Consider the following 21,641-nt stretch of genomic DNA (forward strand, 5'->3'; position numbering starts at 1 on the left):
AAAACCTTACGATCGTGGTAGAACCACTGTAAATGTGATTTTTTGATCCTCGCTTGCAGCTGTAATAGTACCCTTATGCTGCTCAACAATTTGCTTTGCAATTGCTAAACCTAAACCAGTCCCTCCATCTCTAATAGATCTTGATGTATCTAACCGATAAAATTGTTCAAAAATACGACTTAGCTTTTCTTGATCAACTGGGTAACATTCATTACTAAATTGAATCACCACATTATCAGCATCTTCTTTGATAGAAATAGACATTTCGCTATTTTCAAAGCTGTAGTGAACAGCATTACTAATCAGATTATCAAATACACGTTGAATTTTATTGGCATCGCAAACGATCTCTAAATCTTTATTTCCTTCTAATTGATACGTTATGTTTTTAATTTGAAATGTTGGCTGAAACTCAAAACACAATTGTTCAAGCATGAAGCCAATATTTACTTTGCTGTAATTTAATGAAACATTAGATAAATTAAAGCGTGTAATCTCAAAAAATTCATCTATTAAATCATCTAAGCGCTCTGCATTTGTTATCGCAACATTAGTAAATTTTTGATACATCTCTTCTGAAATATTTTTCTCATCTCGAAGCAGGATCAAATATCCAATAATCGATGAAATAGGTGTTTTCAAATCATGTGCTAAATAAACAATTAAATCATTCTTCCGTTGCTCTGCTTCTCTTGCTATTCGTTCTTTTTCCATAAGCTCTGTTTGTAATCTTTGAATACCTTCTTCAACGTTCTTAAATATCGCAGGTAGTCGTAAATCCTGCTTTTTCTCTAAATTTATTGTTTCGATAGTTGCTGATAATGTAGCTGTATACCTGATCAGCTGACTGTATTGAAGGATAAAAATAAGAAAGATACTAACAATAAACAAAAATAGAGCAATAACAAATATTCGATCACTAATCCGTTTTATACCATTTCCGAAATCACCTGTAAAAACCTGGTGATCTTCTAACATTAGGATACTAATAGACAAAATAGAGATAAGGGTAAAGGAAGAAAGAGTATATATAATAAACCTTGAGATCATATAAATAGCAATTTGTTTTTTCTTTGCTTTTTTATTCAATCTTATACCCTACTCCCCACACTGTTTTAATAAACTTTGGCTTTTTAACAGGTTCCTTTAATTTCTCACGTAATCTTGCAATATGAGCCATAACAGTATTATTGTTTTCTATAAATTTTTCTCCCCATACATTTTCAAAAAGCTCTTCAGAAGGTATTACTCTACCTTGATTTTCTGATAAATACCATAAAATCGAGAATTCTATTGGTGTTAAGTCGACTGTCTCACCGAATAAGGAGCAGGTGTGAGTAGCTTTATTGATTTTAAGGCCCCTAATATCATACTCATTCACCTGTTCTTTAACTGAATGTTCGTTATAGCGCTTATATCTACGCAATTGTGTCTTCACTCTAGCCATTACTTCAAGCGGATTGAACGGCTTTGTTATGTAGTCATCCGCACCTAGCGTCAAGCCTGTTATTTTATCAATATCCTCTATTTTTGCGGTTAACATAATGATCGGATAAAAATACTTCTCACGTATTTTTCGGCATAAATCAAAACCGTTTATCCCAGGTACCATAACATCCAGTATCGCTAAATCATATTCTTGATTATGTGTTTCAATATGATTCAAGGCATCCAGCCCATTATGAAAGAAATCCACTATGTATCCCCCATCATATAGATAGATTTTTAATAGATTGGAAATATCCTCTTCATCTTCCACTAGTAATATTCTTTGTTCCATATCAGTTCCCCTTAGTATCATTAGAGTTTAGTTCAAAAGTAAAAGCAATCATTGGTTGTAAATATCTATTTTATTATAATGTCATAAGCTTCATTGTGCGAATGTAATTTATTCAATGATTTAGCATTATTGCAGAATAAATCAAGATGAAATAATGACATAGGGCTATATTACACTAATTACACAGAAAGGATAACGTCTCTAACTTGGAATGTTCATTACTATTCACAACAAAGTCAACAAACGCATCACCTTCAGGATTACCCTTCAACATTTAATCTCCATTTTATAACCAAAAAGGACTGCTATCGCAGTCCTTTTATACAAGCATTAAATTCTATTTTATTAAGTGTTCTATTTTAGTTCGTATACTATTTAATACTTCTGCGTTCACCTTGCCAAATCTTTTTCTGATAATTCCTTTTGAAAGTGTATATACTTTGTCTGCTCTCACTGCTGATGTAACTTTAAGAGCACCTTCTTCTAAGTCTTTTTGTTCAATCACAACAGAATAATCAAGATCTTTTAATTGTGATGTAATAGCAACAACAAGAATATCGCCTGGCATCTGATTATATTCATCATTTGATATTATGAGAACAGGACGTTGTTTTCTATTTGATAGGTCACTGAACGGAACTGGAATTAAAACAATATCACCTTGTTTATACATCCTTCCAAACCTCATCATCTATATCATTATTCCAAAAATCAATGCTACTTTCGCTCGCTTTAGTTAAATCTTCTGACAAGCTTTTTGCTTTTTTAGCCTTTAAATATTCAGCAAAGTCTAAGATTTTATTGACTTCTTGCTCTGGAATTTCTTCAATAATCTTTAGTAATCGTTCCTTAGCAGTATTCATGATGTCCATCACCTCTTTCATGAATATTTTATCTAATTATATCATTTTAGATTACTACAAACCATTGATGTTTTAGTAAATCTCTCGTTACTTCAATAAGATGATAGGTATTTTCTGTCTGTATCTATGTCAATTTCTTTCAGCTACCTTTAAAGAGGTACTAGATGTCATATCCGATATCGCGAGCAAGTTGGTTTCTTTAATGGATAAGGGTTGTGTATAAATTTTCATTTTCTCTTTTATACTCTTTTAGATCCACAAAAAAAGATTAGACCTTTAGTAAACCTCGAAACCCTCTAGCTCCATAATAGGAGTCAGCACCATTATGATAAACAAATACATGTCCATAACGATAATCACAAAAAAGTGCACCACCACGTTCTCTGATATCCGAGGGTGTTTGCACCCAGCTAGACGTTTTCAAGTCGAAAGCTTCAAGCTTCTGCAACTCTCGATATTGATCTTCGTTTAACAGTTCAATTCCCATGGCAGAAGCCATATCCATAGCGCTATTTTCTGGTTTATGTTTTTTCCTAGAGTCTAACGCTTTGCGGTCGTAACAAACACTTCTACGGCCTTTAGGACTTTCCGTTGAACAATCATAAAAAATGTATTCATCCATTTTTTTGTCATAACCAACAACATCTGGCTCACCGCCTGTGCTTTCCATTTCATTTAATGACCACAGTTTGTCAGTATTTGCTTCTAATTTTGATTGAATTTTAGTCCATTCAAGTTCTTTATGTCGGTGCATATTTTTCTCAAAGCGTGCTTTTAATGCACTTAGTAATTCTTCACGTTGTTGAAGTGATATCTCTTTGTTAGCAATGCTTTTTTCATTTCCTGTCATGTTAAAATCTCCTTTTACTAATGATGGTTTATGTAAAAATAATTTTTGTTTGCCTATGTATGTCGTTTCGATAGCTGTTTGAAGTTGAGCGTGTAGGCAAAATTTTAATTCTTCCTACTTTTTTTATTGTGCGAATATTGTAAAAATCCTAAAAGTCCACCTATAAAACCCGTAATGACAAGCGAGATCCCCATTAAGATATCATATAATCCTTGACCATTAATTATGTAATGAACACCGCTTATCCCTAATAATATCCCCACAATACTAAAGATTACCGTTACTGTTGGATTTACTTTTATAGCTTTCTTCCTCACTTACTTTCGTTCCCTCTCTCCATATATTTAATGCTTATACCATAAATATACTGTTTTAATAAAATCTCCTTAATTATCTAGAATAAACAAGTAGAAGCACTTGTTATTAAGTTGTACATTTTCTTTCAATTTCTTCAATAAACTGTATGTTGGTTAACTAGATTTAGAGATTGATAGTAACAGGAAAAGCTAATGATTCATTTCTATTTTTCTTCCTGTATATTGTTCTTTTTATCTATACTTGTAAAAACAACATAGCCTGCAAGTATTCCGTTTATCGTTTCAAATGTGATTGATGCTCCATTTCCAAAATACCCACCCATTATATAAGATAAAAAAAGAAAATCAACACTTATCATTTCAGTTAAATACAATACTGGTATAACAGAAGCATATAAAAATGGTAAACCCAAAACAATTAACTTAATCCAATTAATATCCCATTTTCCAGCTTTTAAGGAAGCTTTTATCAAATGAGGTATTGCTAAATAAACACCTAGAACTAATGGAAAAATGGCTTTAAATTGAAGGTAAGGTAAGATCTCATAACTGTCTTTACTATAAGAATAGAGTACAGCTTGATATTTTAACCCTAGAAAAATGATTAAAAGTAATACAATAGTATAAATTAGATAACTTAAAAGACTTTTCCATTTATTATCCATCTTACATCTCCATTGATAGTGCAACAAAAGAAAACTTCATGTTTTAAGAAATAGTTAAACACTTAACTGACAAAACTTCTATAATAGGAATTATGTTTCATACCTTATAATTTCTATTAAATCATTAGAAGGAGAAAGTTCTTTTACAGAAAAATCAGATCGTTGACGTTGTATTTCAGCGTATTGAACAACGGTATTTTCATAAAGAAAAACCAATAAATAGATATCATCTCTACTACCTATACCACTTTGGTCTTTATAATCAACACCTAACTTTTCTTTAATTGTTTCATGTGTCGTATAAGGTGGAAAGACTATTGCTTTATCCCAGTTAAAGCTTGTCAAAGAATCTATTCTAATTTCACTATTATTTTCGTCCTCTACTATTTCATAAATTGATTTCTCTAATTCAATATTTTCTTGAACACCACTACTTTGATTACAGCCTACTAATATGAGTAAAGAAAATAAAAGAACTGTAAATTGTTTCATCATACACCTCGATTCTACTCATTTTCATCATATGTAAATTCTGCTAAAGTGAAAGAAGTGTTATCTTCCTTATTGTGCAAGCGCATCTTTTACTTGAAGTCATTTTAATGTTTTGGCTTCATAAAACCTTTGATCAACATTCCTACTCCTACAACAAAAATAATAGGAAACAGTATAACCATTAACCCTCCAGCAGCAAAACCACTTCCAACACTTACCCCGTAAATAATTCCGATTAGCCAAGATAAAAGTGGTGCTATTAACAACATGGTGATAAGTCCCCATGTAATAAGTCGTTTTCTTTGAGATTTGTTATTCATCATACTCACTCCTATAGCTTTTCAATAGTATTGTTTCTACGATCATCACGATTTCTTCTTATCATATAATTCTTGAAAAATACTTGATTGTTGTAAGCTGATACACCTCTGTTCTCTATAACAATTCCTCCTACGCATCCTTCATATATATTAACATAATTATCCATTACTATTATCTAAATTCGCTTTAAATTAAATATGAGCGCTTATCTTTATTCTAAGATAGCACTCAATTAATCATAAATTATTTATAAAGTTCTCATTTAAACTAGACTCTTTGAAAACACACTACTTTTACTTTTTATAACCCATATATGGATAGAATTGATGTGCGCTCCTTGCATCTATTGTCGGAGATCATTAAAGCATTTCTTTCTTAATCCCTTTTACAAGATCTCTAATAAACTTCATCTTATTCCTAGGAGTTGATTCATATCATCTTTAACTCTCTTCCACTACTTATTTGGATTAAACATAACACTTTAACTTTCTTCCTTCACCATCTATGAAACCATTATTTTTATAAAAAATAAAAGATTTACTAAACTGAGGTAACGGAGGTGTCGCTACTTCTATACGCTTCCATTCCATTGTTTTTCCATATTGTATGGCTTTAGCTAATAATTTCGAACCTATCCCATTAGAACGATACTCTGGCAAAACATAGAATTCTTGAATGATCCCAAATTCACCACCTGCATAAAGAGAATGGCTTATACATAGTGATATAAAGCCAATAAAATGATTTTTCTCTTCTGCAAGAAAAACTATATACGTGTCCTTCTCTAAATAATTTTTACAAATTTCTAATGAATAGTAATGGTCAGGAATGCTAAGTTTCCTATTGGTTTTTTCACAAATTTCCTTCATTAACTCTTCGAATAATTCTGTAATAACTTGGTAATCATCTACCAGAGCTCTTTTAATTTTCATCTATGTATCCTCCTACAAAATTAACATAATAAAACTTTATTAAAGAAATTAAGTTTAAGAGAATTCCTTTAAAATTTTATTGTATAAATATTTATTTGTACCCATAATTATACATTATATTCATTTTGAAAAGGAGAAATAATTATGACACTAATCGTTCGTACAGTAGATCCAAAAGATCTAAAATCTCTAACAGTATTAATGTATCAATATATTGTAGATTTCTACAAACGACCAAAACCTCCAATAGAGGATGTACATAATTTAATTAATATCTTATTAGAAAAAAACAAAGGTATCCAATATATTGCTGAGCAAGAGGGTGATCTTGTCGGATTTGCCACTTTGTTTTTTAGCTTTAGTACAACCAAGGCAGATAAGATTACAATAATGAACGACATCTATGTAATCCAAAACGTAAGAAGTAAAGGTGTAGCACAAGAACTTTTTAAAGCATGCGTGAAATACACAAAAGAAAATGGTTATGCACATATGTCATGGATTACTGCAACAGATAACAAACGCGCACAACGATTTTATGAAAAAATGGGTGGTTCACTTGGTGACTGGATGAGCTACTCCATTTAACCAAAAAAACCTCTTTTTTGAGGTCTTGTTTTACTCTGCTTATAATTTATGATCCTCAAAGATTTTAACCTATACAAAAAGAAACCAATTAAAACAACTATGTTATTAACAGGTCATCACTTTTGTTGTTACTATTAGACTTACTATATGTATATAAAGAAATTTATTATATTAAAGACGTTAAGTGACTTTATATATTAAAACCATTATCCTTTTCTCAAAGTAACGTACGTTCCATACAACAAAAAGAGCGTAAATCCATATAAGGATAACACCCTTTTTTGAAATATAATTTTTAACATCTAACATACTTGCGCTTGAAACCTAGTCTTCCTTTATCCAAATCTTTTTGAATACTTTCGTAAGCATTTAGTAAGCTGCTTTTTTTATTTTCCCGCTTTATTTCTACTGTACCTACTTCTTTTGCAGTCTCAATCGCTTTTTCATTCAGTGGTAAATAGGATATCCCTACAGTAAATAGAAAATTATTCATAGCTGATTTCGTTCGTTCTGGAGAATTATGAATTTCTTTTTTAACAGTATCGAGCATTTGGGAAATCTTGCTTTCAGAAAATTCATTGTCTGGTCGATTTCCTAATAACCAGCAGTAGCAACTCCACCCCGCTGACATTTTCAGCTCCTGATCACTTGCAATCCAATTATCGGCAATGCTTTGTGCAAGCTCTGACTCAGCTAATGTTACAGCTACCACATAATCAGACAGCATATAAAAATATGCTGCTTCAATCCAACGTTCAAAATCTGACTCAGTCATTGCGTTTGGGTCTGCAATTATACCTGCAAAATACATAGCATCATAGTTACCTGTAGCATAAAGCTCTTCAGCTAAGGGTTGATTTATTTTTATTTTCTTTGCGATTGGTTTCATAGCACCTGTTGCTACACCAAAAAGAGGGTCATGTGCTCCATTGGATATGTATATTTTTTTCGTTCGTTCCTTACCTAATGCCTCAAGCTCCTGCATAACTGTTTCGAAATCCATGGGTTTTGTACGTCCCTTCTAGGTATCAATACTAATTCATTGTAGGGGAAGAATGTTAAATAAACTATAAACTATTCTTACCATAATTAGCTTAAAAAGTTCAGATGGAATATTTTAACTTATTTTCATTTGATATCTAAATTTTTTTTAAATTCTTACCCTTTACTACAATAATTCTTTAACAGTTACATTATAAATTCAAACACTACATTTATAGTAATTATTGTTATGATCAAACCAAATGCCAACTTCTTAAAAGTGGTTTTCATACTGTCTCTTTTTCTCTTTTTTGAGATTAACAATAATATGATTAATAAAACAATTAGTATTGAAGTTTGCATTATTTCACCTCATCTTCTAAAGCTATACTAGAACAATCCTAATAGAAACATCACACACATCATTTTTATTTCGTTGATACGCTTGAATGCTAATGCTGTTAGTCAAACCGTTTTTAGTTGAAGAGTTGCTTTACCTTATCTTGATCTTTCAAATGATCTTGAATGAGATCTTCCAATTCTTCTTTGTTAGTAAATTCATTTAAATCTCTTCCATACCATTTCTCTAGATTTCCCTTCGTCATTTCATATTCCATACCTTCAAAATCAAACTTTATCAGTTCAACATTTTGAATTAATGAAAATAAATATGTACTGTTGTATAGAACAGTTTGTTCGTAACCTTCTTCTATTTCTAAATGATAATGTATGATTATTCCATAAGGTTTTTCTTTCGTTTCAAGTTCAAATCCTTTTAGATGATTATTACTTGGCAAAGAATTTAAAATATGTGAAACTGCATTGTTATCACCAACATAAGAGTTTTTATATTGAAAGATATCTACCTTACTGGTGTTACATCCACTTAAGAGAAATAATACGAATAAAAATGATAACATTCCTTTTACTATTCTCAATATTTCCACTCCTATAAGACGTTTTCATGATTCTATCTGAACAATTGCTAGCAAATTCTCGAAACTTCTAATTGCTTTTAAATCTAACTAAAAATGGAGTTAGTATTGAACCAAAAAACGCTAATAAGATTCCATTAAAAATTGTTGTAAAAAAGTTTTCAAAAGGAGTTAGAAAATTCATAAAAAGTGACATCGGTAGGACAATTAGAAACGTTGCTATTAACCTTCCGGAAAAAGTAATACGATGCTCCGTACCACATTTTTCACATATAATAGATTTGTACCCCCAGCCCCAAAAAGACAGATAAACTTTTTTCCAACTAAAATGCTTATTACAATTTTTACATTGTTGTATATTACTCATCACCTTTACCACAATCTTTCCCTAATATTAGCATAATCTCCTATCTTATTATTCTACAATCTATCTTGATTGATATAAGCACCTTTTAGAAATAATTAGGAATCTCAAATGAAATTGAATCAACATCATAAGATTGTGAATAATACACACAAACACTATCTTTGTATTTTTGCTTTTCATACGGAATTTCAATAAAACCTAATTTGCTATAAAAATCTGCTCCAATATCACTATAAAGAAAAAAATGGTTGCAGCTTTCTTTCTGTTCAAGCTCATTAATTACTTCTTTTATTAATAAAGAAGCATGCCCCTTTTTTCTAGATTGCAAATGGGTCGAAATTGAACCAATCCCTTTTACGATGATATCTTCTGAGGGACTTAGCTCATAAACAATAAGAGAACTTAATAGTTCCTTTGTGTTTAGATCTTCAAGTGTGTACCAGGTTCCCTTTTGATACTTACTTGATTCTTGACAAATAGCTATATATTTTTCGGAAGACATATTACCTCCCCAAACGTCAAAGCCCATCATATAGATACTGTCCATATCTTCTTTTGTTGCTTTTCTAATTTTCTTCAATAAGTCACACCTCAGTTTAATTTAAAAATTAAAAATAATATCTATTATCCTTGTAAGATACTTGCCTACAATGTTATCTATTTACAATCATTTAGCTAGCATAAAACATATTTTTGTATGAACTTGTTTAAAGAGATGTCTACATTATCGAAAGAAAACTGAATAAATAATAAAAGCTGAAATTAATAGTAAGATAAATATGCCAAGCCCCCTCCAACCTAGAGCTCAAAACTAAATCGGTCAATCCTCCACCATAAAGAGGATTTCTTTTTAATTCTTCCTGTCTCATTCTTTCTCTTCTTCTTTCTGGTGTTTCTCTATAGTTACTCATATAATTTTCTCCTCACCGATGCATATGGCTTGAAAAACATGACATGTAGAAAAAAACCTTTGATAGTGCTTTGTGAATTTACTTTTTCAAAATACATCAATATATATAGAATATTTTACCATAACTTGCATTTCTTTATTTTAGGCTATTTTCGTAAAGATTGTTGTTTTTATTCATAAAAATAAAGGGGTTTCATCTTCCCCTTTATTTACCAATTTTAGATTATAAGAATTTTAATCAACAAGACCATTACCAATGTAGTCAAAAGTATTAACATCAGCATATACAATCATATTATTAGGAAAGGATTTACTTGTGGTAGGGAAATCGATTAAATAGACTTCTTTCCCTTTATATGACTTATCGTCAACTTGAGTCATCATATTTTCATTCAAAGTAATTTCAGTAACCTTCCCATTCTTCCATGTACTACCATCAATCCATTCTTGTTGTTCTGAAGATAACTGCTCCCAAACAACTTGTCTAACATCATTCTCATTTTTTTCCTCATTGATTTGCTCATTAATATTAACAATGTTTTGGTCATTGTTAGTATTTGCTTCCTTATTCTGATTAGAACAAGCGAATAAACCTAATAAAAGACAAGAGGAAAGCATAAACAGAATGGTCTTCTTTATAACAAACACCTCCTCATTTAATTAGACGACATATCTTACTTATACGTTTCAACAAAGAACAGATTCTCCTTTGTAATTATGCACTTCTCAACATTTCAACTGTTCTTGACACGCTGAAATAAGTATTTGCTCTACTCGTTTATCAAATGCTAAATCCTTTCCTATTTCAAGCCTTCGCACAAATTGAGGTATTTGTCCAAATAATACGTTCCACACCTTAAAATGCACCAAACACCCATTCAAGCGATTGGAAGTTATTAACGTGTTGTATATGAAATATCCCTTTCTTTTCACTCCTCATTATATTCTATTCTCTTTTTAAAGACTCATAGTTTCATTACCATAAGCTTTCACTTCATAAAATTGTTTTTTTGAAGGCAATAAGCTACATATACACAATATTATGGATAAAATCATCATTACAAGTACACCTATAATCACAACTACCTGAATAGAAGTACCATTTGCTGCAATACCCATAATACTCGTTGTCGTTATAACGAAAACTGCTTGAATTAAGCTGTAGGCACTGCCAATGCGGCCCATCATTTCTACTGGTATATTATTTTGATAAAATGTTAAAAAGCCTGTATTCGCATAAGAAATAAAAAACGCTAGAATAAAAAAGCCAATTCCCGCAATGATGAACGAGCTTGAAAAAGCATAAATCACATAACCAACTGAGACTAATACTGAACCCAAACCAATTGTAAACGAAGTTTTTAGATTTTTAACGAATATAGAGTTAATTATAGCGCCAGTTACAATACCTGCCCCAGCAATAGTAACCAAAAAACCATACTGACTTTCTGACAAAAATAGTACCTCTTTGGCAAAAGCTGCTTCAAGCGAGTCTACAGCACTTGCCATAATGACCATAACACAGCTAAACAACATATTAATCATCATTATATATTGTGATTGGCGACTAAATTTAATTACCGCAATCAAATCATTTCTTATTATTTTAATAGAAAGCTCACTATTTATTGCTGAAACAATATTTTTCTTTTCTATATCAGGCATTAGTAACGTAATCATTCCTGAGATCAATAATGCTAGTGCATTTATATAGATAGCAAAAATCGGGGTACCAATCATAAATAAAAACCCTGCAATTGCTGGACCTATCAAAAATGCCCCTGATGTAATTAGGCTATGAAGGGAATTGAATTGTTTTCGTTGTTCATGAGGTATTAATTTTGTTATATACGTCATTGATGATGGACCAAAAATAGAACTTGCCATATTTATGATAAAAACAACGAAATAAATGAGTGAAAGAGATGACATAATGGGTAATAAAGCAATAAATACAGCTCGGAAAATATCAAGAAAAACCATTAAGTTTCTTTTATTTAATCGATCAATAATGCTCCCAGCCCAAAAATTAGTCAATAAAGTAGCCATAGGTTTGATGATATAAAGTCCAGATACTGCAAGTGGAGAACTAGTCATTTCTAAAACGATTAAATTAAGAGCGATGAAATATATCCACTCACCCACATTTGAAACTCCTATTCCAAATAATAAAATGGAGGGATATTTCCATGAAACACATCTTTTACTTAAAGTCACTCTTAACACCCTCCTTTCATAACAGGTAAAGAAACACCAGAAACAACAAAAAAATCCCACCCCCAAGACATCATGTCTTGGGGACGAGATTTTATAATCGTGGTACCACCCCAGTTTATTAATATGTCACCATATTAATCTTATCAAGTACAAAAATACTATACTTTAGCTCTATAACGGGAGCTCCCGTCATACCATCCCCTAAAAGGTTCCGATATGATACTCAGAGGCTTGATTCAATAAATCATCCTTACTCCTTCCCACCAAACGGAGCTCTCTAGAAAGAATTCAATTTATCTACTCTTCTCTTCAACGTTTTTGATATTTATTCTATATTACATACTTTAACATATTATGTAAATATGAAATTTGGAGGTTTACTCAATAAATTAAAGAAACATCTTGTTAAAGTATATATAGTTAAGAATTCTTAAAATGCCTATTATGTAATATAACGCAATATTTCATCCAAAGAACTGATCTCAGCATATGGCTTTATGTCCGTTTCATTTTTTTTATTATGAGGGTTGTACCAAATACCCCTTACATTCCCATTTTGACAGCCGCTAATATCTTTTTCTAAGTCATCTCCAACAAAAAATGCGTCTTCTGATTTCACATTAAGTTCACTTAATGCTAATTCGAATATTCGTTTGTCAGGTTTACTTAATCCCACTTCTTCAGATATTATAATAATATCAAAATAATTATTTAAACCTGTGTTTACTATTTTTGCTTTTTGTCTCTCTGTTGAGCCGTTTGTGATAATCGCAACTTTAACATACTTTTTTATCGAGTTTACGAGACTTATCGTATTTTCGTGAATAGAAAAACAATAAGGAAAATGATTATTCCAGAAGTCTTGAATCTCATGACTTGGTAATCTATATTTTGGTGGAAATTCATCAAATAATGATTCAAAAGCTTTTGTTTTATCATTACAGCCATAGGCTGCTTTGTCATAACCCTTGAATGATTGCAACATTTGCTTTTTGATTGTATCATCCACAACATTTCCATAACACTTTTTTAATATAATGAAAAATATTTCATTTACTGCGCTATCCCTATTAAGTAAGGTATCATCCAAATCAAATAATATGGCTTTATCATCCTTCATAAAAATTCAAACCTCTTCTCACTAAGAATAATCTCAAGCTTGCAACTTCCTTAAACAACTGAGCCTAACCCAGAAATTTATCTGCTTGTCATACCGATAATTAACTTAAATTTCCTTCGTTTTTTCTTCATTCTTTTAAAACACTCTTTTGAATCAAATATAAAAATCGTTTTATCAATCCATATTCTTATATATAAAGAGTGAAATTTTAAAGGCCCAACAATTCCTTTTTGCTCATATTCAGTACCATCCTCTAGCTCTGTTTCTGTCCTAACCAACCAAATGTTACCTATTCCGAATTCAATAAACTTCAAGAAAAACTCTCCCCTAAAAATTAAAGCTCAATACATTTTCTATCTCTTGTCTACGAAACGTCAATGTAAATAAACAACACTTAGCCGGATTGTGAAACTACTTCTTCTATGACAATAGCTAAACCTTCCTCATCATTGCTCTTGGTAACAAAAGAGGCGACTTGTTTCAACTCAGGAATGGCATTTCCCATCGCTACAGAAAAGCCACTTTCTTTAAATAAATTAAAATCATTCCAGTCATCACCAAAAGACATTACATGATCCATTTCTATTCCTTTTTGCATACATAAATCCATTACTGCATTTTCTTTTGAGACATTTTTGTCCATGATTTGAATTAAGCTTCCAGAATCTGTTTGTATGATATTTACCTTTTCGCCGAATTGATCGATTATGGACTTATACTCATTACAATGAGAAATTAATATTTTCGAAGTGTTTACTTTCTTAAATTCTTCTAAAGGTAATATAATTGGATTAGCGAGCACTCTCAGGGTTTGGATGTAATTCAATGCTTTGTAACTGTACCAATTATCTTCTGCCTCTATAGATATATTTGTCTCTGGTTGTGTACTAAGAAGGTAATCTACTATTTCACTCATAATAGTTTGTTGAATAGGGAAATGTTTTCGTGTTCCGCTAAGATTATCAACAATAAAAGCTCCGTTATAATAAATAATAGATGATATCTCTTGAAGTTCTTTTGTCAAAAAGATATCAATTGATCTAGGAGGTCTTGCAGTAGCGAAGATAATCCTGATTCCCTTTTCATAAGCTGACAAGATAGCATCCTTACTTCTTTCAGATACCTCTTTTTTATTATTCAATAAAGTTCCGTCGAGGTCCATGACTATAGCTTTTACTTGATTTATAATTTCCATTTTTACCCCCTAACTAGTAAGATTAAAAATTAAATAACCTTATTAAGGTCATATTAGTTGAAAATTAAATTAAGCCTCTTTTTTGTTACAGGAAGACGCTCAATTGTTTCACGTTTCACATCAAATATATCGAATTCAATTATAGAACGATAAACTTTAAAAATCGCTATTTCCCAAGTCAATAGCGTACTCTTTTGGGATATACTGTATCAATTTTGTTGTACTATTAATTCTTTCATCCTTTGTAATTACCGTAAATCCCACTTCATCGATTTCTATTATGGTTTTTACATTCATCCAGTCAAAATTAGGTAATCTGCCTGAATCACTCAATGAAAAAACGGCCAATAAATGTTCAAATTGAAGATTGTCACCTTGCAGCAATATAGAACCTAAACCTATACAAGCAAACCACTCACAATATTCTGATACTAGTTTTACTTGAGATCTATTCATTATTTTTACTACTATCCAATTTTTGTTTTCATTGCTAGTTAGATAATCAATTTGAAGATGTTTGATCTTATTCATTTCCTCATCATCTAACATCAAAGTATGTAAAACAAAGAATATTGGATAACTAAAACTATTTGCTATGAATTTATATGTAAAATCATCTTCATCTCTTAGCATTAATCCAATATCCATCATTGTAAAATTTGCATTTTTTAGAATTACCGGAACTGAATTCACTATACTTATATGACTGTATTGAATAAAGACAGACATTATCATCACTTCCTGCTATTCTTTTAAATTCCTCATTATCTTTATTTTCGATTACTTATGTTTCTACCATAATCACCTTAAGCCTTATGCTGTTAAAAATTAATTTTCTTCTTTGGAGTTTTATCTGGAGATTCTATTAACGTAGCAATTTTTTACTCTTTTTAAACCTTATGTTGTTCAGCCAGTAAACGAAAGCCTCTGCATCAAAACAAACACCATATATTTCTATACCTTCCTCATCTACATGAGCAACTACCCAATAAGCATGAAGGTTATTTTTGTTATACACCATTTACCAAAATCCCTTTGTAGCATACGAATTCTTCTTCCTATTTTTGTTGAACAACGGATAAATTGACTTTCAAAGCAAAATTGGACTTCTATTAACACTCCACATTCTACTTTGATACAAAATAATAAAATTAATAGTCAACTATCTTTAGCCATTGACCATCAGGACCAATGGTCATATGAGGTATTTTATTTAATTCAAATAATTGTGAGATATCTAGATTCTTTTTGGTAATTTCCCCTAAATGGTCCGAAGCATCAATATTGGAAAAAACAAGATGATTTATCATAGGTGAGTGTAAATAAAATTCATATATATATCGCTTATGACTATCTTTTACATATCCAAGATAACCTACTTCCTTAGGAAAAATATATGGTAATGGAAAGCTATTAACACTAATAAAGTCATTTGAAAGTTCAGTTAGTAGCTCTTTCTCATATTTCGGAATAATTGCATAAATAAAACAGTCTTGCTTGTAAATATTATTGACAATACTTACAAACCCCTGTTTATCAATTTCTTCATCAAGAAATATCTCTCTTAATTTCGGAGCATCTGTACCTATCAGTTCATCAATATATTCATTCAATTCTTCCTTAATTTCTTCTATTGTTTGATCGAGTAATTCGCCAACAATTTTGCTACCAGGAATAGTAAAAGAAGTTGGCAATCCTAAGATATAACGTTCGCATTTCCATATTCTTATGATACGTAAATCAATAATTTCTCCATTATCATTTGCAATGCCAATTGATATAGAAGAACTGTATTCAGGCTTAAAATGGTTTTTGCCTTCTTTAACAAACCCAGCATCCAAAAGTAAATTTCTCTTAGCAAAAGCAGATTTATGCTTCCGTAACAATTTCTCTATATAATCTTTTAACACCATTTCAGTATTTATTATCTTTTCTTTTAGTACAGTATTAAAATCTCTTTGTTGATATTTCATAAACAAATCACTTTTCCTTCTACTTGCTGGATCTGAAAAATCGTACAAAAGTAATTTTATTCTTTCATTAGATTTCTACAATTCAATTTTTCACACTTAGAAACACAATATTTACTGTGTACCAAAGTTGTTTAGTAACACAAATTACTAAATCAAAAAATATTTATATCATCTATCAATAACTGTATCATTTATTTGTGTTACGACTGTACCTTTAGGTAAGCTTGAAATAAAATTTGTAAGTGGAAAATACTTCTCCTCATTTGACAATAAGTAAAATCCTGCGCCATCGTGTTCAATTAGAATGAAGCTTGTATTTCCCTCAACCTTGAAGCTTGCAATTGACCTTTTTCTTTTTCTTTTCCACTCAATAACCTCCTCTGATTCAAATGTTAAATTATCAGAAAAAGAAATAGAATAAAACTCATTTTGAGCTGGTAACCAATATGTTTCATTCAGTAACAGTAGCAAGGAATCATCATCTTCAATTCTTGCAGTAAAGCATGGAGGATGATATTGGTGCTTACCGGAGAAATCATAATACGTTCTTTTTTCGTCAAGATTATTTAGAACAAATTCTATTTTGTTCTTTTTTAAAAAGGTAATATATTCGTCAGTTTGATCATCATAGACAATAAAAGTAACAAACAAAGGATACCTATTTTCATTCAATAAAAACTCCAATAAAAAATCTTTATTGTTTTCTACGTAATCTTCTCCAGTAGCATTTAAATAGTAGGCATTTTCCAGTTCTCCATCTACCTTTAGATAATGACCAAAATCTCTTATAAACTTGTTTGTCACTTTTTCTTCTACAATCCAGATATCCATTATATTTGCTCCTAGTTTAATCTCTTGATAATTAACTATTCTGTTTATTTCATATAATCCTCAACCAATTCATAGCATCTTTCTTCTGTAATATTTGCTGACACAGCCGAATATTCTAAGTGCTCCTGTGTACCGCCTTTATATTTTAGTGATGCTTCCAATGCACGTTCATCTCTGTTTTTTATCCAATTCCGCTGTTCTTCTTTTAATTGATCCATTTCCTCTGCAGACAATTGCTCCTTTAAAGCTCCATATATTTCATTCAGCAATTTATCCCATATTTCCCATCTGTCGTCTTCTACTTTTTTCAAAGCGTAAGTCGAAGAATCTGTAGCTTCCAATTTTTCTACTTCACTTTTAGTTTCATTAATCTTCTTTACATACTTTTCTTTCAAGTTACATCAGTATTATTAGAAGATGCCTCTTCATCATTTGTTGTATTCTGGCTTGAGGTATCTTCTTTTTCATTTGTATCATTATTGTCTAATTCCTTTTTGTCGTGATCACTGCTTTCAGGATCTGGAGAATTTTCTGAAGATTCAACATTTGTAGTTTGATTAGAGTTTTTATTTTGTGACTGATTTTCCGATGTAGTACTTGAATTTTCAGATGAGCTTGCACAAGCAGACAATACAATGAGACATATTAAAGTAGAAAATAAAATTAAAATCCCTCTATTTTTTTTCATAATTCTACTCTCCTCTTATAGATACATTCTTATATTCTTACCGATACGACCATTCTTTACTATTTAAGTAACTACTACACCTATCAACTAAATTGACATAAAAAGCAATACAGATGCTACTATTAAAAATAATGTTATTAAGATACCTAAACAGCTACAAACAATTCCTGCGATAGCCATTTTTCTTCCTTCATGACCGAATCGTTTAATTTCATTTAATCCAATAATACCTAGTATTAACCCAGTAACACCTAATAAGAGACCAAGTCCTGAGAAAGCAATTGCAATAATTGATAAAACACCTAAAATGAGAGCAGCAATAGCTTTTCCATTAGTTATTGGATTTTCTGATTTATTTTGATAATTAATTTTCATGACCTCCAATTATAGATTGTGAATTTTTTTACTTAATCTATCTATTTACTAACAATAAAAACACTATAATCCTTTCCCTTAAACAATTTAACATATTTACCTATATTTTACTTTAAAAATCTTTTAAAATTTTACTTCGTTATGTAGTGAAAATTTCTTATTAGCTTCCACTCTTCCCAATTTTAATAATGAAAATGAAAAAATAAGACACCTATTTCGGCTAGGGGTATCATTAACGTATCAGGACTGTTAAATCCAATAAATACGCCCTATGCCAAAAAGGTGTCTATAAGAAAGTTTCTTTATTCTGTTTGAACAATGCTAATTAACATTGAAGGTAAGATCCAAGCAACATTCACATTTTTGCCCTCTATATGTTAGTCAATCCATTGAACTACATCTTCACTAGCTCGGCGAGTTTTCGGACGAGCTGGATCTTCTGCGCGATACCCAAAAGCAACCATTGCAGATACGGCGAACTTACCATCCTCAAGAAGTCCTTCGTTCTCCAACATCTCATTTACTTTTTCATAATCAAAGCCCTCAATCGGACAAGAGTCGATACCAATTTGTGCCGCAGCTGTCATCATATTACCAAGCGCAATATATGTTTGTTTACTAGCCCAATCAAACAATGCTCGGTCGCTTTCGAACAGACGCTGATCATCTTCTTGAAAGCTTCTGTATTTAGGCTTTAGTGTCTCAAGTAAATCATCAGGCATTTGTTTTACAGTTCTTTGTAAATTCTGCACATACTCAGAATCATATCTAGCATCTGTACGTGCAAGAATAACAACAAAATGACTTGCAGTTGGAAGCTGTCCTTGTGCACCCCATGAAATCTCTTTTAACTTTTCACGAAATGTCTCATTTTGTACAACAAGAAATTTCCAAGGCTCATAGCCAACAGAACTTGGCGACAAACGCCCTGTTTCTAAGATGAAAGAAAAATCCTCATCGGAAATTTTCTTTGTTGGGTTAAACACCTTTGTTGCATGGCGAAAATTGAATGCAGCAAGAATATCTTGTTTTTTCGCGTCATGATTGATCATGTTGAATTCATCCTTTACAAAATAGATTAAAAACTAGAGTTTATTTTGATACTAGTTTATACAAAATACATTGTATATGATTTAACTTCCTATTAACAAAAAATCAGCTCTAGCTTTTAAACAATACTCTATCAAAGCTGTTTTACTTATATCCGCATTACGCCAAAAAGTATATTACTTATTACTCTTAAAGACTTTATCAATTTCTTCACGATCATAATCTAATATCCACTCATTATAGCTTTCGTAAAGTAAATATAAATCCTCTTTATCTGAAGCAATTACGTCACAACCTCGATCATCATATAAGTGATAAATCATTTTTTTGGTCAGATTTATAAAATATATATCAATACCATGCCGCGGAAATCCTTTTAAAATTTGATCGGGATGATAGAAATCCTCATAACTTATTGCTTTCAAAAGTGAGTGATAACGTATTTCGCTCATTTTACACGGTAAAACAAATCTATGCGTGACCATCTCTGTATAATCTTCTCCATCTTCTTCATCTTCAATAAAAACATTCGGTAAAACAATATGTTGAAGTTTTCTAACTGTTTCCTTGTTCTTTATATATTTCTGATAAACTTTTGTGGATCTCTTTTGTAAAAAGGTATCGTGTTGTTCACAATGTATGTCTGTAATGAGTAATATATCATCTACTTGATTAAACACACTTTTGAATAGTGTAGTTGTTCTTTCATTTATTTGTTGCTGATTATTTTTATCCTCATGATCCACCCAAGGCATAGATATTTCAAAACGGATTCCATAATTCCATAAGTAAAATAAGGGTGGTCTCAGAGAGAGAATGTCAAAATGATCTTTCATAAATTTTGAAACGATATTTTCCATTTTACACCTTCTAAACTTAGTATATTTTAAATAATAAAATAGCAGCTTCCATTTGATAAAGAAAGATTAAACTGCTATTAACAAAACAAACAATTCATTTTTTAGTCAATTTTGCTAAAATGTGAACTACATTTCTAAGGAATCGTACCCTATTCGTTTAAGTTCATTGTTGGACTACAATGGTTTCCAATTAGGATCCTTACTATCAGACTTATTTGGAGGTCTTACATATTCCAAACTTCTTTCACCTTTAGCACCAAATTTCATAAAATTTTTTTGTGCTTGTCTAAAAGAAACATAATTGGCACCAGTTTCATCTGGATATTTATATTGATAGCCATCATCTTCCCAAAAACAAATTTCACATATGTCATAGGTGTCTGGAGGTTTTTCATCTAACGTTTTAAACCCACAACAAGGACAAGTATATTTCAAGATTTCACCTCAAAACTAATAATATTTAATCTGTTTAATTTATTGAACTCCAAACACCCTAACAATTAAGATGTAAAAATATAATAAAGATTCATTTATAAGTTCCAGTTGAGCCTCGCCATATCTGTAACAACATAAATTTCATTCATTACTAAACATAGTAAAAAATTACTCATAATAGCTAACGATCTCAGCTTCAAGTTGATCTATATCTTTACCACTAATTTGTTTAAGAGCTTCATAAAAATCATCATTTACTTTTGTATTCTCCATTAAATTTACTACTACTTGATCTCCATACACGTCCAGAAGATATTTAACAGTAAAGTGGCTTTGAAGATAAGGGTTAGCATTGTCTCTTAATCTTGCATCCTGCCATTCTTTATAACCACTTAGTTCTTCAAATGATAGCCAATCAAAATTAAATGAATTATATTCAACAGTTGTATTATGATAAACAACATATTCTGCGATTCCTTCCACAAACCATTTAGGGAAATCTGAATAATCAACAGAAAATTCTTCAATTTTCCTATGAGTTGCCACATGAGCATACTCATGTAAAATCGTCTTTTGAAAGAAAAACAATGGTGTTTCTTTTTCAGCTAGTATACTTTCCACATCTTCCTCGTAAACATGAATTCCAATTAGTTTATCAAAGTCCGAATAAATCCCCGAAAGGTCGTTAATAGTTGAAAACTCGTCCATTTCTTCTAAATCCATAAAGATAAGATCCGTAGGCTTTTTCTTAAAACTACCTAATAAGGAGGAATCTACCCTCTGACTTGCCATATCCAATGATTTAATTGTTAAAGGTATAAGACCACTAACACTTTCATGGTAATAAATCGTTATATTATCATGTTTCCTTTTGAGCCTTGTGTCTTTCATTTCTT

At 31.0% G+C, this 21,641-nt stretch carries 31 protein-coding genes and 1 other annotated feature; of the genes, 1 reads left to right on the top strand and 30 read right to left on the bottom strand.

Going from position 1 to position 21,641, the window contains the following annotated elements; all coding sequences use genetic code 11:
- Nucleotides 1–6: 6 nt before the first annotated feature.
- The 10 genes from FS935_RS01210 to FS935_RS01255 all read right to left on the bottom strand — a co-directional run bounded on the left by FS935_RS01210 (nt 7) and on the right by FS935_RS01255 (nt 6,220).
- On the bottom strand, nt 7–1,089 hold the full coding sequence (locus FS935_RS01210; RefSeq protein ID WP_146945705.1) for a sensor histidine kinase: 1,083 nt from the start codon (nt 1,087–1,089) through the stop codon (nt 7–9).
- A complete protein-coding gene (vanR, locus tag FS935_RS01215; RefSeq protein ID WP_146945706.1) occupies nt 1,082–1,780 on the bottom strand; it encodes a VanR-ABDEGLN family response regulator transcription factor in 699 nt (232 codons plus the stop codon). The genes FS935_RS01210 and vanR overlap by 8 nt, the downstream gene beginning before the upstream one ends.
- Nucleotides 1,781–2,117: 337 nt before the next feature.
- Nucleotides 2,118–2,453, bottom strand: coding sequence for a type II toxin-antitoxin system PemK/MazF family toxin (locus tag FS935_RS01220; RefSeq protein WP_146945707.1), 336 nt, complete (start codon nt 2,451–2,453; stop codon nt 2,118–2,120).
- The gene (locus FS935_RS01225; protein WP_146945708.1) at nt 2,446–2,643 is read right to left on the bottom strand and encodes a DUF2281 domain-containing protein; all 198 of its coding nucleotides are present in this window, start codon (nt 2,641–2,643) and stop codon (nt 2,446–2,448) included. The genes FS935_RS01220 and FS935_RS01225 overlap by 8 nt, the downstream gene beginning before the upstream one ends.
- Nucleotides 2,644–2,911: 268 nt before the next feature.
- Nucleotides 2,912–3,493 (bottom strand): DUF4256 domain-containing protein, encoded by a 582-nt coding sequence (locus FS935_RS01230; RefSeq protein WP_146945709.1) that lies wholly within the window; start codon nt 3,491–3,493, stop codon nt 2,912–2,914.
- A gap of 104 nt (nt 3,494–3,597) precedes the next feature.
- On the bottom strand, nt 3,598–3,810 hold the full coding sequence (locus FS935_RS01235; RefSeq protein WP_146945710.1) for a hypothetical protein: 213 nt from the start codon (nt 3,808–3,810) through the stop codon (nt 3,598–3,600).
- A 203-nt stretch (nt 3,811–4,013) separates the two neighbouring features.
- Nucleotides 4,014–4,475, bottom strand: a complete 462-nt coding sequence (locus FS935_RS01240) for a hypothetical protein (RefSeq protein ID WP_146945711.1) — start codon at nt 4,473–4,475, stop codon at nt 4,014–4,016.
- A 90-nt stretch (nt 4,476–4,565) separates the two neighbouring features.
- The gene (locus FS935_RS01245) at nt 4,566–4,967 is read right to left on the bottom strand and encodes a hypothetical protein (RefSeq protein ID WP_146945712.1); all 402 of its coding nucleotides are present in this window, start codon (nt 4,965–4,967) and stop codon (nt 4,566–4,568) included.
- Nucleotides 4,968–5,071: 104 nt separating this feature from the next.
- Nucleotides 5,072–5,287 (bottom strand): hypothetical protein, encoded by a 216-nt coding sequence (locus tag FS935_RS01250; protein WP_146945713.1) that lies wholly within the window; start codon nt 5,285–5,287, stop codon nt 5,072–5,074.
- A gap of 468 nt (nt 5,288–5,755) precedes the next feature.
- On the bottom strand, nt 5,756–6,220 hold the full coding sequence (locus tag FS935_RS01255; RefSeq protein WP_146945714.1) for a GNAT family N-acetyltransferase: 465 nt from the start codon (nt 6,218–6,220) through the stop codon (nt 5,756–5,758).
- A gap of 144 nt (nt 6,221–6,364) precedes the next feature.
- On the opposite strand from FS935_RS01255, the gene FS935_RS01260 reads away from it, so the two are divergent.
- Nucleotides 6,365–6,808: a GNAT family N-acetyltransferase gene (locus tag FS935_RS01260; RefSeq protein ID WP_146945715.1), complete on the top strand. Its 444-nt coding sequence runs from the start codon at nt 6,365–6,367 to the stop codon at nt 6,806–6,808.
- Between the two features lie 295 nt (nt 6,809–7,103).
- Here FS935_RS01260 and FS935_RS01265 read toward each other — a convergent pair whose 3' ends face one another.
- The 20 genes from FS935_RS01265 to FS935_RS01355 all read right to left on the bottom strand — a co-directional run bounded on the left by FS935_RS01265 (nt 7,104) and on the right by FS935_RS01355 (nt 21,636).
- Nucleotides 7,104–7,811, bottom strand: coding sequence for a DNA alkylation repair protein (locus tag FS935_RS01265; protein WP_146945716.1), 708 nt, complete (start codon nt 7,809–7,811; stop codon nt 7,104–7,106).
- A 454-nt stretch (nt 7,812–8,265) separates the two neighbouring features.
- Nucleotides 8,266–8,727 carry a DUF4825 domain-containing protein gene (locus FS935_RS01270; protein WP_439116613.1) on the bottom strand — a complete coding sequence of 154 codons (462 nt, stop codon included), beginning with the start codon at nt 8,725–8,727 and terminating at the stop codon, nt 8,266–8,268.
- Nucleotides 8,728–8,794: 67 nt separating this feature from the next.
- On the bottom strand, nt 8,795–9,091 hold the full coding sequence (locus tag FS935_RS24450) for a TIGR04104 family putative zinc finger protein (protein ID WP_146945717.1): 297 nt from the start codon (nt 9,089–9,091) through the stop codon (nt 8,795–8,797).
- 85 nt (nt 9,092–9,176) lie between these two features.
- A complete protein-coding gene (locus FS935_RS01280) occupies nt 9,177–9,671 on the bottom strand; it encodes a GNAT family N-acetyltransferase (RefSeq protein WP_146945718.1) in 495 nt (164 codons plus the stop codon).
- Between the two features lie 139 nt (nt 9,672–9,810).
- Complete coding sequence (locus FS935_RS24535) at nt 9,811–10,002, bottom strand: DUF6366 family protein (RefSeq protein ID WP_338036890.1); 192 nt, start codon at nt 10,000–10,002, stop codon at nt 9,811–9,813.
- Nucleotides 10,003–10,235: 233 nt separating this feature from the next.
- Entirely contained in the window at nt 10,236–10,649 is a 414-nt protein-coding gene (locus FS935_RS01290) for a hypothetical protein (RefSeq protein WP_240050777.1), read from the bottom strand.
- 309 nt (nt 10,650–10,958) lie between these two features.
- Nucleotides 10,959–12,218, bottom strand: coding sequence for an MFS transporter (locus FS935_RS01295; protein ID WP_240050778.1), 1,260 nt, complete (start codon nt 12,216–12,218; stop codon nt 10,959–10,961).
- 76 nt (nt 12,219–12,294) lie between these two features.
- Nucleotides 12,295–12,540 (bottom strand) — a binding site (T-box leader).
- A 120-nt stretch (nt 12,541–12,660) separates the two neighbouring features.
- Nucleotides 12,661–13,320 (bottom strand): HAD family hydrolase, encoded by a 660-nt coding sequence (locus FS935_RS01300; RefSeq protein WP_146946308.1) that lies wholly within the window; start codon nt 13,318–13,320, stop codon nt 12,661–12,663.
- A gap of 95 nt (nt 13,321–13,415) precedes the next feature.
- Nucleotides 13,416–13,652: a DUF3977 family protein gene (locus tag FS935_RS01305; RefSeq protein WP_146945720.1), complete on the bottom strand. Its 237-nt coding sequence runs from the start codon at nt 13,650–13,652 to the stop codon at nt 13,416–13,418.
- 80 nt (nt 13,653–13,732) lie between these two features.
- A complete protein-coding gene (locus FS935_RS01310; RefSeq protein ID WP_146945721.1) occupies nt 13,733–14,533 on the bottom strand; it encodes a Cof-type HAD-IIB family hydrolase in 801 nt (266 codons plus the stop codon).
- A gap of 156 nt (nt 14,534–14,689) precedes the next feature.
- A complete protein-coding gene (locus FS935_RS01315) occupies nt 14,690–15,262 on the bottom strand; it encodes a hypothetical protein (protein ID WP_146945722.1) in 573 nt (190 codons plus the stop codon).
- A 422-nt stretch (nt 15,263–15,684) separates the two neighbouring features.
- The gene (locus tag FS935_RS23725; protein ID WP_193559339.1) at nt 15,685–16,512 is read right to left on the bottom strand and encodes a hypothetical protein; all 828 of its coding nucleotides are present in this window, start codon (nt 16,510–16,512) and stop codon (nt 15,685–15,687) included.
- Between the two features lie 162 nt (nt 16,513–16,674).
- Nucleotides 16,675–17,337 carry a hypothetical protein gene (locus FS935_RS01325; RefSeq protein WP_146945723.1) on the bottom strand — a complete coding sequence of 221 codons (663 nt, stop codon included), beginning with the start codon at nt 17,335–17,337 and terminating at the stop codon, nt 16,675–16,677.
- 44 nt (nt 17,338–17,381) lie between these two features.
- Nucleotides 17,382–17,732 (bottom strand): lysozyme inhibitor LprI family protein, encoded by a 351-nt coding sequence (locus tag FS935_RS23800; RefSeq protein ID WP_240050779.1) that lies wholly within the window; start codon nt 17,730–17,732, stop codon nt 17,382–17,384.
- Nucleotides 17,729–18,025: a hypothetical protein gene (locus FS935_RS23805; protein ID WP_240050780.1), complete on the bottom strand. Its 297-nt coding sequence runs from the start codon at nt 18,023–18,025 to the stop codon at nt 17,729–17,731. Before FS935_RS23805 ends, FS935_RS23800 begins: the two co-directional genes overlap by 4 nt.
- 87 nt (nt 18,026–18,112) lie before the next feature.
- Complete coding sequence (locus tag FS935_RS01335) at nt 18,113–18,400, bottom strand: DUF4190 domain-containing protein (RefSeq protein WP_146945724.1); 288 nt, start codon at nt 18,398–18,400, stop codon at nt 18,113–18,115.
- Between the two features lie 377 nt (nt 18,401–18,777).
- Nucleotides 18,778–19,452, bottom strand: coding sequence for an NAD(P)H-dependent oxidoreductase (locus tag FS935_RS01340; protein WP_146945725.1), 675 nt, complete (start codon nt 19,450–19,452; stop codon nt 18,778–18,780).
- A 174-nt stretch (nt 19,453–19,626) separates the two neighbouring features.
- Complete coding sequence (locus FS935_RS01345; RefSeq protein WP_146945726.1) at nt 19,627–20,310, bottom strand: DUF3885 domain-containing protein; 684 nt, start codon at nt 20,308–20,310, stop codon at nt 19,627–19,629.
- Between the two features lie 174 nt (nt 20,311–20,484).
- Nucleotides 20,485–20,745, bottom strand: coding sequence for a CPCC family cysteine-rich protein (locus FS935_RS01350; protein ID WP_146945727.1), 261 nt, complete (start codon nt 20,743–20,745; stop codon nt 20,485–20,487).
- Nucleotides 20,746–20,913: 168 nt separating this feature from the next.
- Nucleotides 20,914–21,636, bottom strand: coding sequence for a gluzincin family metallopeptidase (locus tag FS935_RS01355; RefSeq protein ID WP_158638492.1), 723 nt, complete (start codon nt 21,634–21,636; stop codon nt 20,914–20,916).
- Nucleotides 21,637–21,641 lie beyond the last annotated feature (5 nt).

It is taken from the genome of Metabacillus litoralis (assembly GCF_007994985.1).
Classification (GTDB): domain Bacteria; phylum Bacillota; class Bacilli; order Bacillales; family Bacillaceae; genus Metabacillus; species Metabacillus litoralis.